The sequence below is a fragment of the Parafrankia elaeagni genome, from assembly GCF_000374165.1.
Lineage (GTDB): Bacteria > Actinomycetota > Actinomycetes > Frankiales > Frankiaceae > Parafrankia > Parafrankia elaeagni.
Genome location: NZ_KB893772.1, coordinates 188070 through 204444, shown reverse-complemented (window position 1 = coordinate 204444; position 16375 = coordinate 188070). Strand labels below are relative to the sequence as shown.

Below are 16375 nucleotides of genomic sequence, written 5' to 3'. Positions count from 1 at the left end.
CATCCACACCCACGTCCGCCTGCACTGGGGAATCGAGAACCGCCTCCACTACATCCGCGACACCGCCTGGCGCGAGGACGCCTGCCACGCCTCCCGAGGAAACGGGCCCAGAAACCTCGCCACCATCCGCAACCTCGCGCTGAGTCTCCTCCGCCTCCACGGAGTCCGAAAGGTCAAGGAAACCCTCGAGCGCATCGCCGGCGACCGCTACCGGGCACTCCACTACCTGGCTACATAGGGCAATGGATCGTCACACTAGGCGATCTTCGCGCAGCCCTGGGTGGTTGTCGCGCAGGTAGGCGTAGATCTGGCTCTCGGCGCCACGCCTGATCCGGCCGTGCCGCTTCGTCAGCTCCTTCATGATGAGCACGAGCAGCAGGTACTTCCAGGCCACCGCGTACGCGCCCAGCTTGGCCCAGGCCCCCTCGGACTCGCGGATCATGGCCCCGCTGAGAAACTCGTAGGAGTAGTCCTCCGGGGAGAGCTCGATCACCGACTCGCCGCGGTCGCGATTGCGGTGCGCCATCGTCTTGAGAATGGCGCTTTTCCCCGCGCCGCGGTTCGCGACCAGGATCGTCTTCGTTCCCGCGTTCATGTTGCGATACGCGGCGGATTCGATGAAATACGAGTCCAGCCCGCGCCGGACGTCGCGTTCTGCCGCCGGCGCACCGAAGTTGAGACCGCTCAGGTCGGGCACGCTGCCTCCGGATGTTCACCGTCGGGTTGCGTGAACCGAGTCTAACGAGCACGGCGTATTCCGGCTGGCGCTTTCGGAAACCCCGGGGCAAACATTCGTCCGACCACTCGGCCGTGCCCTAGCGGGCAGCTCCGCTGCCGACCGGCCGCGACACCGCACCGCGGCCGTGGCCGTGCCGGCCGCCACGGCCACCGTGTCCGCCGGCCCCGGCTCGTCCGCCGGCCCCGGCTCGTCCGCCGAATCCGCCCTCCCCGCCGCCCGGGCCGGGACCGCTCAGCCAGGCATGGACGGTCTCGGCGGTCGACCGCGCGTGCTCGTTCATCATCGACTGGTGGTCGCCGGCCGTGGCCACGAGGTCGAACTCCAGCTCCCAGGCGTCGGCACCGCCGGCAACCGGGGGCACCGGGCCTGCCGAGCTCGTGGGAACCCGGGATGCCGCGGGCCGGGCCGCCGGCCCCGGCTCGGTGTCGGTGTCGGTGTCGGTGTCGGTGTCGCGCCGGGGCATGCGCTCGGCCGCGCGAACCATGACGATCGGCGTCCGGACCGTGCCCGGGCGCCATCCCTCGAACAGGTCCAGGTAGGCGCCCTGCGCCGTCACCTGCGCCTCCGTCATGAGCGCGAAGGCCTGGTCGTTCACGGCGATGCCGCGCAGCTCCTCGGCGACGTCGGCCTCGGGGATCCGGTCGCCGGGCAGCCAGGTGTCGAGCAGGACGATCGCGGCCGGGGCCAGTCCACGTGCCTCCAGACGGGCCGCCACGGCGTGCGCGAGCCATCCACCGGACGAGTACCCGGCCAGCGCGACCGGGGTGTCCGGGAGATGGCGGGCGATCGTGTCGGCATGCAGGTCGACCACCAGGTCGGCGGTGGCGGGCAGCAGCTCACCGTCGCCGAAGCCCGGGTGGGCCAGCGCGTGCACCGCCCGCCGGCCGTGCAGGTGCAGGGCGATCCGGGCGAAGGTGTGCGGTCCGGAGGGCGCGACCATCGACGGCAGGCAGACCAGTGCCGGCTGCGCCGGGCCGGCGGCGAGTGTGACCGGTACCGGTCGGCTGGGGAGATCGTCGGAGGTGGTGAACGTCGACCGCAGTCTCGCGGCGGCGCGCAGCACCCCGACGCCCGCCGCGAACCTGCCGTCCGCGCAGGCCTGCCGGTAGAGCCCGCGGACTCCGACCTGTTCCCCGCCGTCCCGTGTCCCGCTCCCGCGGGCGGTGTCGCCGCTGGGCCGGGCCGCGAGCAGCGCGGCGAGGTGGTCGCCGAGATCGGCGACGGTGGGATGTTCGAACATGGCCGTGGTGGCCACCCGCAGCCCTGTCGCGGCGGCGAGACGGCGGCTGAGCTGGACGGAGGCGACCGAGTCGAGGCCGAGCTCCAGAAAGCGCCGGCCGGTCTCGACCGCCTGGGCGTCGTCATGGCCGAGGATGTCGGCGGCCGCCGCCTGCACGAGGTCCCGCAGCGCCCGGCCGCGCTCCGCGGCCGGCAGCCGTCCGAAGTCGCCCGTTCCCGTTCCCGTTCCTGCTCCTGTTCCTGCTCCCGGCCGCGACGTTGGTCCCGGCGCGGTCTCCAGGCCCGGACCGAGGGCCGGATCCGGCGCCGCCATCCCGGACCCGGCCGCGATCTCGTCGAACAGGTGGGACGCCCGGGCGGCGGTGAACGCGGGAAGGAACAGATCCCAGGCGACGTCCGCGACCGTCACGATCTTCGTCGGCGCGCCGCCGTCAGCGCCGCCCTCGGCCCGCAGCGCCTGAGCCAGGGCGGCCACAGCCTGGTCGGCGGGAATCGGGAGCAGGCCCCGCCGCAGCAGGTAGTCGCGTCGGGCCGGCTCCGCGCCCATCCCCGCGTCGGCCCACGGGCCGTAGGCGACGGAGACGGTGGGCAGGCCGGCGGCCAGCCGCGCGTCGGCCAGGGCGTCGAGGTGGGCGTTCGCCGCGGCGTAGGCCGCCTGGCCGGCGCTGCCCCAGGTGGCCGAGATCGAGGACAGGAGCACCAGCGGAACCTCGGGGGCGAGCTGGTGGAGCCGCTCGGCGGCGGCGGCCTTCGGTGCGACGACGGCGGAGATCCGCGCCAGGTCGAGCTCGTGCAGGTCGGCGGACGGCCCGCTGACACCGGCCGCGTGGACGATGGCGCCCAGCGGGGCGTCCCGGTCGCCGGTGAGCTCGCCGACGAGCGCGGCGAGCTGCTCGCCGTCGGTGGTGTCGCAGCGCCGGACCATGATCTCCGTGCCGTGTGCGGCCAGCGCGTCGCGCAGGGCGGCGGCCTCCGGAGCGTCGGGCCCGCGGCGGCTGGCCAGCACGAGGCGGCCGCTCCCGGTGCGGGCGAGATCCCGGGCGATGCGGGCGCCGAGCGCACCGGTGCCCCCGGTGATCAGCACCGTCGTGCCGGCGGCGGCCAGCGGCAGCTCCACCGGCAGCCCCGCGGCCCGGTCGACGTCGATGTCGACGCCACGGTCGGGTGCCGGGCCCTCCCGGACGAGGCGGGGCACCAGCAGGGCGGACGTCCGCACGGCGAACTGGTCCTCGCCGCCGGTGGCGGCCAGCGCGGAGCCGAGCCAGGCGAGCGCACCGTCGTCCAGGTCGGCCGGCACATCCACGAGGCCACCCCAGCCGTCGGGACGCTCGAGCGCCAGCGACCTCCCCAGCCCCCACACGAGCGCCGCGGACGGATCCCGGACCGGGTCGCCGGGGCCGGTCCCGACGGCGCCGCGGGTCAGGACCCACAGCGGTACCCGCAGCCCCAGGTCATGGTGCGCCTGCGCCAGCGCGCAGGTGAGCGCGAATCCGGTGGTGAGCGCCGGCTGCCCCGGATGCGGGGTCGGGTCCAGCGCGAGCAGCGAGAGGATCCCCCCGACGCCGGTGGACGGGCCGAGCGCGCGGAGCCGGTCGGCGAGGCTGCGTCGGTCGGCGTCCGCGTCCGCTTCCGCCGGCACCGGCCCGACCTCGACCGCGGTACCGCCGAGACGCTCGACCATCCAGCCGATGCGGGAGACTTCGGCGGCGCTCACTCCGGTCGGGGGCAGGAGCAGGATCCACCGGCCGGACAGCGGTGAGGCCACGCCGGGCGTCCCGGCGAGCGGCGGCGCCGCCGAGGGGGGCAGCGCGCGCCAGATCGTGCGGTAGCGCGACAGGCCCGGCCGGGAGGTCTCCGTCCCCGCCGCGGTGCTCGCGGATGTCGGGACCGAGGCTGCACCGGTGGCTGTGGCTGTGGCCGCGGCTCCGGCCGCCGGGGACGCGGGGCCCTGCGCGGGGCGCATCCAGTGGCGCTGCCGCTGGAACGGGTAGCCCGGCAGGTCGCAGTGGGCCGGCCGGCGGGCCTCCGCGCCCGCCCTTGACGGGGAACCGGGAACCGCCGGATGGTTGATCTCGGACCAGACCACCGGGATGCCGTGGGTGTGCAGGGTGGCGAGCGCGGTGTGCAGCGCGGCCGGCTCGGTCAGCCGGTTCGCCGCCGTGGCCGTCACCAGGGGAACGTCCACCGGCTCGTGGCCGGCCGACGGTCCGCCGGGGTCCCGTTCGGCGGTGCCGGTTTCGGCGGTGTCGGTTTCGGCGGTGTCGGCGAGAATGCCGTCGAGGTGCGCGGTGAGCGTCGGTCGTGGGCCGACCTCCAGGTAGGCGACCGGATGTTCCCGCCCGCCGCGGACGACGGCGTCGCCGAAGCGGACCGTCTCCCGGATGTGGCGGACCCAGTAGGCCGGGTCCGTGTGACAGAGGGTCTCCGGGTCGCGGAGGGTCCCCGGGAGGGAGAGCGTCTCGGCCGGGTCGCCGGTGAGCCGGCCGGTCAGCGCGGAGACGACCGGGACCGTCGGCGGATGGTAGGTGAGCCCCGCGGCGACGGCGGCGAAGGCGTCCAGGACGGGGTCCATGTGGGCGGAGTGGAACGCGTGACGTACGGCGAGCCGGCGGGTGGGCCGGCCGCGGCCGGCCCAGTAGGCCACCAGTTCCGTGACGGCGTCGGGGTCGCCGGCGACGACGACGGACGCCGCGCTGTTCACCGCCGCGATGTCCGCGGGGCGTTCCAGGCCGGCGAGGGACGCGCGGACCTCGTCCTCGGTGGCGCCGAGCGCGGCCATGGCGCCGCCGCGGCAGCTCTGCATCAGCCGCCCGCGGGCGGCGACCAGCGCCGCGGCGTCGGGCAGCGTCCAGACCCCGGCGACGTGCGCGGCGGTCAGCTCCCCGACGGAGTGGCCGAGCAGCAGCTGCGGGACGACGCCGGCCGTGCCGAGCAGCCGGGTCAGTGCGCTCTGGTAGGCGAACAGGGCGCACTGGGTGTAGAGGGTCTCGTCGAGGAGCGCGGCGTGCCGGGTGCCCGCGGCGGCGAACATGACATCGCGCAGCGGCTCGTCGAGGTGGGTGTCGAACGCGGCACAGACGGCGTCCAGCGCCCGTGCGAAGGCGGGGTGGGCGGCGTGCAGGTCACGCCCCATGCCGGGCAGCTGGCTGCCCTGGCCGGTGAAGACGAGGGCGACCCGGCCGCCGGGGCGCGCGGGCGGGGCGGTGCCCTGGACGAGACCGGGCGCCGTCCGGCCCGCGGCGAGCGCCGTCAGCACCCGGGCCAGGCGGGACGTCCGCTGGGCCGGTGGGCCGTCGAGGACGGCCGCCGCCCGGGTGGGCAGCTGGGCGCGGGCGGCGAGGGTGTACGCGATGTCGTCGCCGCGCAGCTCGGGATGGCGGCCGAGGTGCGCGGCGAGACGTCCCGCATGGGCGCGCAGTGCCGCCGCACCGCGGGCGGAGAGGACCACCGTCACCGGCGCCGGCTCGGAGCCCTCGCCGGAAGCCGGCGGGTCGACGGCGGAGGTGTCCTGAGAGGTGTCCTGAACGGGGGTGTTCGGGCTGGGGGTGTTCTGGCTGGGGGTGTTCTGGGTGGGGATGCGCGGGTGGGCGGGTGGTTCCTCGAGGATCAGATGGGCGTTCGTGCCGGAGATGCCGAAGGCGGAGACCGCGGCGCGGCGCGGGCGGCGTCCCGCGGGCCAGGCGACGGGGCTGGTCAGGAGGGCGACGGCGCCGGTGCTCCAGTCGACGTGCGGGGTGGGGGTGCCGACGTGCAGGCTCGCCGGAAGCGTCTCGTGGCGCAGGGCCTCGACCATCTTGATGACACCGGCGACGCCCGCGGCGGCCTGGGCATGACCGAGGTTGGACTTGAGCGAGCCGAGACGCAGCGGCTGGTCGGGGGAGCGCCCCGGCCCGTAGGCGGCCAGCAGCGCGCGGGCCTCGATCGGGTCTCCGAGGGGGGTGCCGGTGCCATGGGCCTCGACCACGTCGACCTCCGCCGGCCGCAGTCCGGCAGCGGCCAGCGCCTGGCTGATCAGGCGTTGCTGGGACAGGCCGTTGGGGGCGGTCAGGCCGTTGCTGGCGCCGTCGGAGTTGACGGCGCTGCCGGCGATGACGGCGAGCACCGGCAGCCGGCGTGCCCGGGCGTCGGAGAGCCGGGTGAGCACCACGACCGCCGCGCCCTCCGCCCACCCCGTACCGTCCGCGTCGGCGGAGAACGGCCGGCACCGGCCGTCGGGGGACAGGCCGCGCTTACGGCTGAACTCCACCAGCATCGACGGGCTGCACATCAGGGTCACCCCGCCGGCGACAGCGAGATCACATTCGCCGGCGCGCAGTGACGCCGCCGCCAGATGGACGGCGACGAGGGACGCCGAGCACTGGGTGTCCACCGTCAGCGCCGGACCCTCGAGACCGAGGGTGTAGGCGACCCGGCCGGCGATCACGCCCGCCGCGTTGCCGGTCAGCAGGTGTCCCTGCAGCTCGGCGGGGGCCTGGTGCCAGGCCGTTCCGTAGTCCTGCAGAGACACCCCGGTGAACACGCCGGTGAGGCTGCCGCGCAGCCCGAGCGGGTCGATCCCCGCATGCTCGAGGGCCTCCCACGACACCTCCAGCATCAGCCGCTGCTGGGGGTCCATCGCCACGGCCTCACGCGGGCCGATGCCGAAGAACGCGGCGTCGAACCGGTCGATGCCCGGCAGGAAGCCGCCGCCCCGGGCGTAGGTGGTTCCCGGATGGTCCGGGTCCGGATGGTGGAGGCCGGTCAGGTCCCAGCCGCGGTCGGCGGGCAGCGGGCCGATGACGTCCCGGCCCTGCGCGACCAGGTCCCACAGGGCGGCCGGGGAGTCCGCGCCCGGCAGGCGGCAGCCGGCGCCGACGATGACCACCGGGTCGTCGTCCCGCCCGGGCCGGGCCGGCCGGCGCGGGGTTCGCACCGGAGCCGTCTCCTCACATACCCCGAGGATCTCGGCGCGCAGGAACGAGGCCACGGCGCCCGGCGTCGGCCGTTCGAACAGCAGCGTCGCGGGCAGGGGGATGCCGGTGGCGGCGGCGAGGCGGCCGCGCAGGGCATCCGCGGTGCGCCGGTACACCCCGAGCGCGCGCCAGGGCGCCGTGCGGTCAAGCTGCCTGTCGGCGCCGTGTCCGGGGCCGGCGCCGTGCCCGGGATCGGTGTCGTCGGCGGTCACCGCCGCGACCTGGGTGGCGACCAGTTCGAGCAGGACCTCCGCCTGGGCGGCCGGCTCCAGCCCGGCGAGCCGGGCCCGCCAGCTGTCGCGGGCCTGCGCGGCGGGCGGGCCGGACGGCGACTGCTCCGGGAGGCTGCTGTTCATCCGAACGCTCCTGACGTGCGCGGCGAGGCGGCTGGCGGCGCCCCGGTGCGATGACGCCGTGCCGTGACGCCGTGCCGTGACGGCGCCGTGGCGAAGGTGCCGTGGCGGGGGTGCCGTGGCGGGGGTGCCGTGGCGGGGTGGAACCCCGCGCCGTTCTCTGGGCTCGTTCCCGTGTTCGGTTCCCTCTGCGGTTCCCGGCCGGCCGGGAAATGCCCGGTCGGGAAATCTCTGCTGGCCGAAGAATGTGCCGGCGTACGGGCGGACCCGCGCCGGGAGGCTGTTCTCCCGGGTGCTCCCGGGTCTGTCGGCGCGATATCGGGGCGCGCCGGTTCCGTTCCGGACGTACCCCGCCCCGCGGTGGCACAGCCGGCCAGTCGGTTCCCTGAGAATCCTGCCCCAGAGCAGTTGTGCACTCAAAACCGGGATGGCGCCTTCAGGCTAGGCGGAACGGGGATGGTGGTGGTCCTCCGTCCCGCCGTGGGCAGGTCCTCGGTCATTCGCCGGGTGGTGGGAGACACATCCACCCTTGCCGTCGTGCGCCGTTCGGGCTATTGGTTGGCACCGATGGATTGTCGATTTCCTGACCGGTCCGTAGTGTCGCTTTCCGCCCGAGGCGAGGAGTGAGGACGCGCATGCGAGAGATCACCCCGCGGGACGTCGCGGCGGGCGGCGACGCGCCTCGCGCGGCCCCGGCCGCCGGCCCCCCGCGCCCCACGCCCGGCTCCTCCACACCTGAACCCCCGACACCTGAACCCCCGACACCTGAACCCCCGACCCCCGAACCCCCTGCGCCCGCACCGGCCGCCACGGGTACCGCCGGCCCGGCGAGGGCCGGAACCGGGACGGACGGCGACGGGGGCGAGAAGGGCGGCGGGGGCGACGGGGGCGATGCCGATGGCGGGCGGGAGGCGGCCGCGCGGAGCTCCCGGCCGGGAGCCTCGGCGCGGCGGCTGGTGCGGGCACTGGGCCTGGGCGGCACCGGGCGCCGCGTCGAGGCGCATTCGCGGATCGAGGTGGGCAACGACTGGCGCCGCTGCGGAGCCGGGGACGGTGGCTGCGGCGTCCTGCTCCCGCTCGGCCAGCAGACGTGCCCCCGCTGCGGCCGGACGAACCGCGACGACCTGGCCCCGCTGGACCTGCGGCGCAGACTGGCCACCCGGGACGGGCAGCTGCCCGCGCTCGCCGCTCCGCGCGGGCGCCACCGGCCGCCCGGCTGATACGTCCGGGCAGTCCGGATCCGCATAACGAGGTGGATTCATCAAAAGGTGTTGTCTGGTCACCCCGACAGCGCGGTCTGCTGTGGCCGGAACGTCGGAATGCCCGCGCGATATGGAACGATAAGGGTATGTACTCCGCCGAGATCAATCGCCGGCAGCCGGCATGTCTGCTGCTCGTCATCGATCATTCGACGTCGATGTCCGAGACCTGGGCCGGCGGGACCATGAGCAAGGCCGACCAGCTCGCGCTCGCCGTCAACCGGCTCCTCGGTAACGCGGTCCTGCTGTGCAGCAAAGGTGACGATCGTGTCTACGACTATTTCGAGGTAGGAATTCTGGGCTATGGCCGGGGTGTCGCGCCGGTCCTGTATGGTTCCAGCGTGAGTCGACCGCTGTTGCCTATCAGCGAGGTCGCGCTGAATCCGAACCGCGTCGACCACGTGCTGCGCAGGGTCCCCGACGGCGCCGGTGGCCTGGTCGAGATCCAGACCCCGATCCCGGCCTGGGTCGACCCGGTAGCCGACGGCTGGACGCCGATGGTCGAGGCCCTGCGGGTCGCCGCCTGGATCGCCGACGGCTGGTGCCGCCAGCACCCCGCCAGCTTCCCGCCGATCGTCGTCAACGTCACCGACGGGCAGAGCACGGACGGCGATCCCCGGGAGGCCGCCGCGCAGGTAAGGGCAGCCGGCACGGCCGATGGTGAGGCCCTGCTGTTCAACGCCCACCTGTCCGCGACCGCGCGGCGCGCCGTGACCTTCCCGCACGACCGCGACGAGCTGCCCGACGAGTTCGCACGGGTGCTGTTCGACATGTCCAGCCACCTGCCGCCCACGATGGTGGCGGCGGCGGACAGCCTCGGCTACCCGGCGGACGCGGCGTCCAAGGGCTTCCTCTACAACGCCGACGTCACCGCCCTGATCGAGTTCCTCGACATCGGCACCCGGGCGGTCACCCCGACCGGCCTGCGGGACCTGAGCGTCGGGCCGCGGTCGGGCGGATGACATCGCGGTCCACGGCGGTCGCGGTGGCCCTCACCGCGACGTCCCGCACGGTCACGAAGCTCGGCCGTGGCGCCGAGGAGAACGAGGACCGCTGCGCCACCTGCCCGGAACGAGGCCGGTTCGCGGTCGCGGACGGCGCCTCCACCTCGGCCCGGCCCGAGGTGTGGAGCCGGCTGCTGGTCGACGCGTTCGTCCGGGACGCGGTCGACCCGCTCGCCGCCGAGGTGCTGCCCGGCCTACGGGAGCGGTGGTGGGCCGAGGTGAACCGTCCCGGCCTGCCCTGGTACGCCCGGGCCAAGCTCCAGCTCGGCGCGGACGCCTCCTTCCTGGGTCTCACGGTCGACGTCGGGAACCAGCTGTGGGCGGCCACCTGCGTCGGTGACTCGTGCGTGTTCCACGTCAGCGCGGGCAGGACCTGCGCGGCCGGGCCCGTGGAGCACTCCACGGACTTCAGCCGCTTCGCCCAGCTGGTCGGCAGCCGCGGCCCGTCCCGTCCGGAGCCGGTTGTCCTCGGCGGCGCCTACCGGCCGGGGGACGTGTTCGTTCTCGCCACCGATGCGCTGGCACAGTTCCTGCTGCGCGCCGTCGAGGCCCGCGGGCGGATGCCGTCGCCCGGCTGGCTCGCCCACTCCGCCGCGCGCTTCGCCCGAGCCGTGGACGCCTACCGGCACCATGGCTGCCTCGCCAACGACGACACGACGATCTGCGTGGTCCAGACGTGAGCCCCCGTCCGCACCACGTGGTTTCCCCGGCCCCTGCCGGCTCCCCGCAACGGCGCGAGGGACGTGCATGAAGCTGCCCACCCTTCTCGACTACCAGCAGGCCGTCCAGATCCCGCGGCTGGCGTTCCTCGACGAGCGGCTGCGTGAGAGCGTGCCGAGACTCACCCCGCTCGGCATGCCCGCGGTCGCCACCGGCGGCTTCGCGCTGACCTTCGACGTCAGCCGGGCCGGCCGGCGGTACGCGGTGCGGTGCTTCCACCGGCACAGCGACAACCTCGAGCTGCGCTACGCCTGCATCGCCGACTTCGTCCGCTCCGCCTCCCTCGACTTCCTCGTCGGCGTCGACTACCTGCCCGCCGGCATCCGGGTCCGCGACCGGGCCTGGCCCATCGTGCGGATGGAGTGGATCGACGGCGCCCGCCTCGACGACTGGGTGCAGGAGAACCTGGACCGCCCGTCCCGGCTCGACCGCGCCCGGCTCAGCCTGAACACCGCCGTGGCGGAACTGCGCCGCCGCGGGGCCGCCCACGGCGACCTGCAGCACGGCAACATCCTCGTCCTGCCGGACGCGTCCATCCGGCTCGTCGACTACGACGGGATGTACCTGCCCGCGCTGGGCTCCCTCGGCGCCTCCGAACGCGGCCATCGCAACTACCAGCATCCGGACCGCTCGAACCAGTACGACGTCACGCTCGACCGCTTCGCCCAGGAGGTGATCGCGGTGTCGCTCGCCGCGCTCGCCCGCGACCCGTACCTGTGGCGCGAGTTCAACACCGGCGAGAACCTCCTCCTCTCCGCCGCCGACTTCGCCGACCCGTCCGCCTCCGCACTGTTCGCCCGGCTCGAACAGATGCCCGGCGTCGCCGCCGCCGCCCGCCGGCTCCGGGACGCCTGCCTGGTCGACTACGCCGACGCCGCCGCGATCCTCGACGCCGAGGCCCACGTCCACTACGAAGGTGCTGGTGCTGGTGCTGGTGGCCGGGCCGGTGGCTGGCACGGCAGTCCTGGCCGGGCGCCGGGTGTCCCGCCCGCCTGGCAGGGCCCACCCGCCCCGCCTCCGGTACTCGGGCCGCACGGCCTCCCGCACGGCCTCCCGCGCGCGCCTGCTGCCCCGCGGCCGCCTGGCGTGGCGCGTCCGCATGCTGTGCCGCGTCCGCGTGGCGTCCCCGGCCCACCGGCAGCACCGGCCGCACCGGCAGCACCGGCCATGCCGGCAGCACCGGCCATGCCGGCGGTACCCGCTGCCGCCGGGCCGGCCGCGGGTGCGGTGGGGGTCGTCAGCACCGTGTCCGCGGCGCGGTATCTGCGCACCCGGCCGCTGCGTCCGGCACCGGTGGTCGTCCCCGCGCCGACGGTGCTGTCCGCGCGGGACCGCGCGGGGCTGCTCGCCCGCCGCGCGGAGGAGGTGATGGTCGTCGGGAGGATCCAGGGCGTGCGCCAGGTCCGCCGGACGGGGACGGTGACCATCCTCGACTTCGGCAATCCGCGCGGTGGCAGCCTCAAGGTCATCGCCTGGGACCGGGTCAGTCGAGAACTCACCGCCAGCCACGGCGACCTTGCCGCTCTCGCGGGCGTCTGGGTCCGGATGGTGGGCCAGATCGTGGTCGACGACCGGGGTGACCTGGCGGACGAGTACGGAGGCTGGATCCCGCCCGGCATGGGCATGGGCATGGGTTCCGCCGGCAGCCGCGCTCCGGCTGGCAGCAGCGGCCCGGCTGGCAGCGGCGCCGAGGGTGGCAGCGGCGCCGAGGGCGGGAGCCGTGCGCAGGCTGGGAGCCGCGCCGCGTCGAGCGCTGATCTGACCCGGACCGCCCGGGCGCCGCGCTCACCGCGCATCGAGCTGCGCCGCGGCAGCCTCCTGCGGGTGTTGACCGAGCGGGAGGCCGAGAGCCTGCTGAACCGTCCCGGATCGGTGCCCGCGGCCCCCGCGACCCGGGCGGCCTACGGCTCGGGCCCGGTGCTGCCGCCTCGCCGCCGGCTGCCGCCGCCCGTTCCGGGCCCGGCCGGGCCGAAGCCCGGGCGCTGGCCCGGGTGGAGCTGACGCGTCGTGGCGGTCAGCGCGCCGGGTGGGGCCGGGGCGGCAGGGGGAGGGGGAGCGCGGGCAGCCCGTCGATCGATCTTCGGTGGCCCGTCGAAGGCGCACCACATGAGCGTGATCCGCCCGTTCTCACGCAGGTGCGCGATGGTCTCCGCGTGGCTGCCCCCGAAGTCCAGGTAGGCCACCGTCCGCTCGTCGAGCACGGTGAGCGAACCGTCCCGGCCCTTCGGCGAGACGTTGATCCGGGCGTCTCCCGCCAGTGGCGCGGACGCGACGAAGAACATCTTCTGCGCCTCGACGAACGCCCGGAGCCGGCCGTCGATGCACTCATGGACCTGTCCCATGAGGGAAGTACGAGCCCGCGAACGGCTGCACCCGAGGCGATCCGGAGGTGATCCGGAGCCGGCCCGGAAGTGATCCGAGGTGGTACGCGGGTAGCCGGCCGGTCACCGCGTATCTAGCTGTGGAGGCGCCGGCCCCCGCGGTCATCCCGCGGCGGGCGGGTCCGTCGAGCGACCTGTCCGACTCACGACGATCCGGTGGTGACCGTGTACCCGTCCGACACACAGGCGCAGGATGCTGGCCGTCGGCGGAGCTGGTGCCGGTGAAGCCACTGCGGGCCGGTGACCCGCTCGTCGTCGGCCCGTACCGGCTGGCGGCCCGTCTCGGCAGCGGCGGGATGGGCGTCGTCTACCTGGGGGTCGACTCCGGTGGCCGGCAGGGCGCCGTCAAGGTGCTGCGGGACGAGTTCCTGGACGACGAGGGGTTCCGCCGCCGGTTCACCCGCGAGGCCGCCGCGATCGCGGCGATCGACAGCCCGCGGGTCGCCCGCCTGCTCGCCGCCGAGCCCGACGGCGACCCGCCGTGGATCGCCACCGAGTACGTGCACGGACCGACCCTGCTGCGCGCCGTCGCCGACGACGGGCCGACGTCGCCGGACGCCCTGCGCACGCTGGCGACCGGTCTCGCCGAGGCGCTGCGTGCGATCCACGACGCCGACGTCGTGCACCGCGACCTCAAGCCCAGCAACGTCATCCTCGCCGGCGACGGCCCGAAGGTCATCGACTTCGGTATCGCCGCCGGCCTGCCCGGGACGATGACGGCGTCCGGCGTGGTGCTGGGCAGTGTCGGCTACATGGCCCCGGAACTGATCTCGGGCGACGTCCGCCCGGGCCCCGCGGCGGACGTCTACTGCTGGGCGCTGACGGTCGCGTACGCGGCCTCCGGCCGCGCCCCGTTCGGCGACGGGCCGCTGCAGGCCCTCGTCCTGCGCACGGTCCGCGGCGACGCGGACATCGACGGAGTCCCGCCCGACCTGCGCCCCGCGGTCACCACGGCGCTGCGGACGAGCCCGGAGCGCCGGCCCGACGCGGCGGCCCTCCTGCGCTGGCTGGCCTCCGGTACCGCTCCCGACGGTCTTGACCTGGCGGCCGACCCCGACCCCGGCCTGGATGTGGACGCCGAACCGGACGCCGACCCGGCGGGCAGCGTGCGTGCGCCGGCCGGCACGGGCACCGGCCGGATGCGGTCGGGCAGCGCCCGCCACCGCGAGCCCGCCCTGGAGTTCCTGGACGTCGCCGCCACCCGCAGGGCCACGGGCGCCACGGGCGCCACGGCCATCCCGGGCGAAACGGATGTCCCCGCCCCGCCGCTGTCCTCCCGGCGGCGCCGCTCCGCGGTGGTGGGGCGCCGGCTGGTCCCGGCCGCCGGAGTCGTCGCGATCGTCGCCGCCGCGGCCGGAATGGGTGTCGGCGGCCCGGGCGACGTCCTCGGCGACGCCCTCGGAATGGCACGTTCCGGTCCCGCCGCGGGCCCGAACGACCTGTGGCAGGACGTCGCTGACGGGGCCGCCGCCGCCATGACGCCGCCCGCCGACCGCGGCGACCGTGGGCGCAACGGCGTGGAGATCCCCCCGCAGCTCCCCCCGACCCCCGAGCAGCTGACGGCCCTGGCGGAGCAGCCGGTCACCGCCACGGTTCCCGCCGCTCCCGCACCCCGGCACCGCCCCGTGCGCCTCGCCCGCAACGGCACCGGCCCAGGCCCAGTCCTGGACGTGGATCTGCCCCGGGTCGAGATCGGCGAGATCCTCGCCGGGTGGCGCCCGGCGCTGCCTGACGTACAGGTCGGGCTGGACGACCTGGCCGTCCTCGGCGGAGCCGGTGGGTGGGGGGCGTCCGGTGCGGGGGAGCAGACCTGCCCGCTTGACCGCACCGCGCTGCGGGCCGTCGCCGCTCATGCCGCCCCTGCCGGGCAGGCTCCGTCCGCCGGCCGCTCCTCGCGCGCCGCCGGCTGCACGGCGGCGACGGCGGCCGTCGTCGAGGCGCCGACCATGCCGCTGCCCGTGACGCTGCCCGACCTGTCCCGGCGGCGCGGGCGTTAGTACCCAGGCGGCGCGGGCGCGCGCCGGGCGGGCAGCACCGCGCGGATCATGCAACCGATCCAACCACCGCGGGTGGTCACGCGCCCACGCCAGCGCGCGGTACTCGGAACCGAGGCCCGCGGCCGCGGAACCGATGGTCGGATTCGTGTCTGGCGCCTTCCCTGCGCGGCGTAGGCGTTCCAGCGTAATGGTGCTCGTCGACCGCGGTGTTGACTGAACGTATACGACCCTTGACGCTCGTCGAGCGCTGCTCTAGCTTGTGTGGCGATATCCCGGCGATTGACGTCGGTGTTTGGTCGCCCCGCGCGGTTCCAGTCCTTTCTCTGTTCAACCCATCGTCACTTTCCAGACATCCGGCGTGGTGAGAAGTTCCCCCTTCGGGGAGAAAAAAATTCCGATTTCGGAGGTTTCTGTTGTCTGTGTCAAAATTTACGGCCCGATTTGCGGCCAGGTGGGCGGCCTTCGCGTTCGCGGCCGCGATCGCCGTCGTCGCCGTTGCACCCGCGTCCGCGTCCGCGTACGCGGGGCCCGGCCCCGTACGTGGCGCGTTCATTCTCACCGTCTCGGCGGGAGAAAAGCCCTACCAGGGCAAGCCGGTTGTTCTGATCTGCCCGCCGAACGCCGCGACGAGCCATCCGAACCCGGTTCAGGCCTGCGCGGCCATCGCGAAGGCGGGCGGCGACTTCGACAGACTCCCGATAGATCCCGCCGTGCTCTGTCCGTTCATCTATGACCCGGTGACGGCGACGGCCGACGGCCGCTGGGGGAAGAAGGCCGTCCACTGGACAAAGACCTTCGGCAACAGCTGCCTGCTGTACGCGGAGACCAACCCGGTCTTCTGACGACAACCGGCCTCGGCGTGACCGGCAACGGTGGCTCCCGCGGCCGTGGCTGGTGGCTGGTGACTGCTCGGCTGTCAGGCGCGGCTGGCCTCGGCGAACTGGACGAGGTGGTCGGTGCGGTCTTCCCGGATGCGTCTTCGCGCGGTCAGCCAGCCCTCGATCGGCGTGCGCCTGGCTGGATAATAGGGTGATCGGCCATGGCTGAGCCTTTCCCGAGTTATCTGGCCGGCGTCGCGGCGGCCTACGACGGCGTGGCCGGGCTCTACACCGAGCTTTTCGCCGACGTTCTCGATCGCCAGCCGCTGGAGCGCGCGTTGCTGGTCGCGTTCGCGGACATCGTGCGCGAACGCGGCGGCCCGGTGGCGGACCTCGGCTGCGGGCCGGGCTACGCCGCGGCCTGTCTGCACAGGTCGGGGCTGGAGGTGTTCGGTCTCGACCTGTCGGCCGAGATGGTCTCCCTGGCGCGACGCTCCCACCCGGAGCTGCGGTTCGAGGTGGGCTCGATGACCGCGCTGGACCTGCCGGACCAGACGCTCGGCGGCGTCCTCTGCCGGTACTCGCTCATCCATACCCCGCCCGCCGACATCCTCGCCGTCCTCGCCGAGATCCACCGGGTCCTCGCACCAGGCGGCCATCTGCTGCTCGGCTTCCCGGCCGCCGACGAATCCGCGGCCGGGGTGCAGGCCTACGACCATCGGGTGGCGCCCGCCTACCGCTGGCCGCCTGACGACCTCGCCCGGCTGGCGAGGCAGGCAGGGCTGGTCGAGGTCGCACAGCTGGTGCGGGCACCGACGGGCGAGGAGCGAGGTCGGCAGGCACAGCTGCTGGCCTGCCGGCCGGGTGCTGCCCCATCGACCCGATAGGCCGGGCCTGACCAGTGGTCGCCCCG

The 16375-nt window shown here is 74.8% G+C and carries 9 protein-coding genes and 2 pseudogenes; 8 read left to right on the top strand and 3 right to left on the bottom strand.

Annotated features, from left to right (window positions below; translation table 11 throughout):
- Nucleotides 1–238, top strand: a pseudogene (locus B207_RS40865) (ISAs1 family transposase); the annotation flags it as partial.
- A gap of 12 nt (nucleotides 239–250) precedes the next feature.
- On the opposite strand, the gene B207_RS0128700 reads toward B207_RS40865, so the two are convergent.
- Nucleotides 251–697 (bottom strand): P-loop ATPase, Sll1717 family, encoded by a 447-nt coding sequence (locus tag B207_RS0128700; protein WP_018640144.1) that lies wholly within the window; start codon nucleotides 695–697, stop codon nucleotides 251–253.
- Between the two features lie 118 nt (nucleotides 698–815).
- A complete protein-coding gene (locus B207_RS0128695; protein ID WP_018640143.1) occupies nucleotides 816–7286 on the bottom strand; it encodes a type I polyketide synthase in 6471 nt (2156 codons plus the stop codon).
- Nucleotides 7287–7918: 632 nt separating this feature from the next.
- Between B207_RS0128695 and B207_RS0128690 the strand changes: the two genes are divergently transcribed.
- The 4 genes from B207_RS0128690 (at nucleotide 7919) to B207_RS0128675 (ending at nucleotide 12267) form a co-directional block, all read left to right on the top strand.
- Nucleotides 7919–8503: a hypothetical protein gene (locus B207_RS0128690; protein WP_026311548.1), complete on the top strand. Its 585-nt coding sequence runs from the start codon at nucleotides 7919–7921 to the stop codon at nucleotides 8501–8503.
- 128 nt (nucleotides 8504–8631) lie between these two features.
- Nucleotides 8632–9504: a vWA domain-containing protein gene (locus tag B207_RS0128685; RefSeq protein WP_018640142.1), complete on the top strand. Its 873-nt coding sequence runs from the start codon at nucleotides 8632–8634 to the stop codon at nucleotides 9502–9504.
- Entirely contained in the window at nucleotides 9501–10226 is a 726-nt protein-coding gene (locus tag B207_RS37375) for a hypothetical protein (RefSeq protein WP_018640141.1), read from the top strand. The genes B207_RS0128685 and B207_RS37375 overlap by 4 nt, the downstream gene beginning before the upstream one ends.
- A gap of 67 nt (nucleotides 10227–10293) precedes the next feature.
- A complete protein-coding gene (locus B207_RS0128675) occupies nucleotides 10294–12267 on the top strand; it encodes a protein kinase family protein (protein ID WP_018640140.1) in 1974 nt (657 codons plus the stop codon).
- 68 nt (nucleotides 12268–12335) lie between these two features.
- On the opposite strand, the pseudogene B207_RS43105 reads toward B207_RS0128675, so the two are convergent.
- Nucleotides 12336–12608, bottom strand: a pseudogene (locus tag B207_RS43105) (pyridoxamine 5'-phosphate oxidase family protein); the annotation flags it as partial.
- Between the two features lie 260 nt (nucleotides 12609–12868).
- Here B207_RS43105 and B207_RS40260 point away from each other — a divergent pair.
- The 3 genes from B207_RS40260 to B207_RS0128655 all read left to right on the top strand — a co-directional run bounded on the left by B207_RS40260 (nucleotide 12869) and on the right by B207_RS0128655 (nucleotide 16349).
- The gene (locus B207_RS40260; RefSeq protein WP_230205288.1) at nucleotides 12869–14644 is read left to right on the top strand and encodes a serine/threonine-protein kinase; all 1776 of its coding nucleotides are present in this window, start codon (nucleotides 12869–12871) and stop codon (nucleotides 14642–14644) included.
- Between the two features lie 419 nt (nucleotides 14645–15063).
- A complete protein-coding gene (locus B207_RS36130) occupies nucleotides 15064–15486 on the top strand; it encodes an SSI family serine proteinase inhibitor (RefSeq protein WP_018640139.1) in 423 nt (140 codons plus the stop codon).
- Nucleotides 15487–15683: 197 nt separating this feature from the next.
- Nucleotides 15684–16349, top strand: coding sequence for a class I SAM-dependent methyltransferase (locus tag B207_RS0128655; RefSeq protein WP_018640138.1), 666 nt, complete (start codon nucleotides 15684–15686; stop codon nucleotides 16347–16349).
- The last annotated feature ends 26 nt before the right edge of the window (nucleotides 16350–16375 follow it).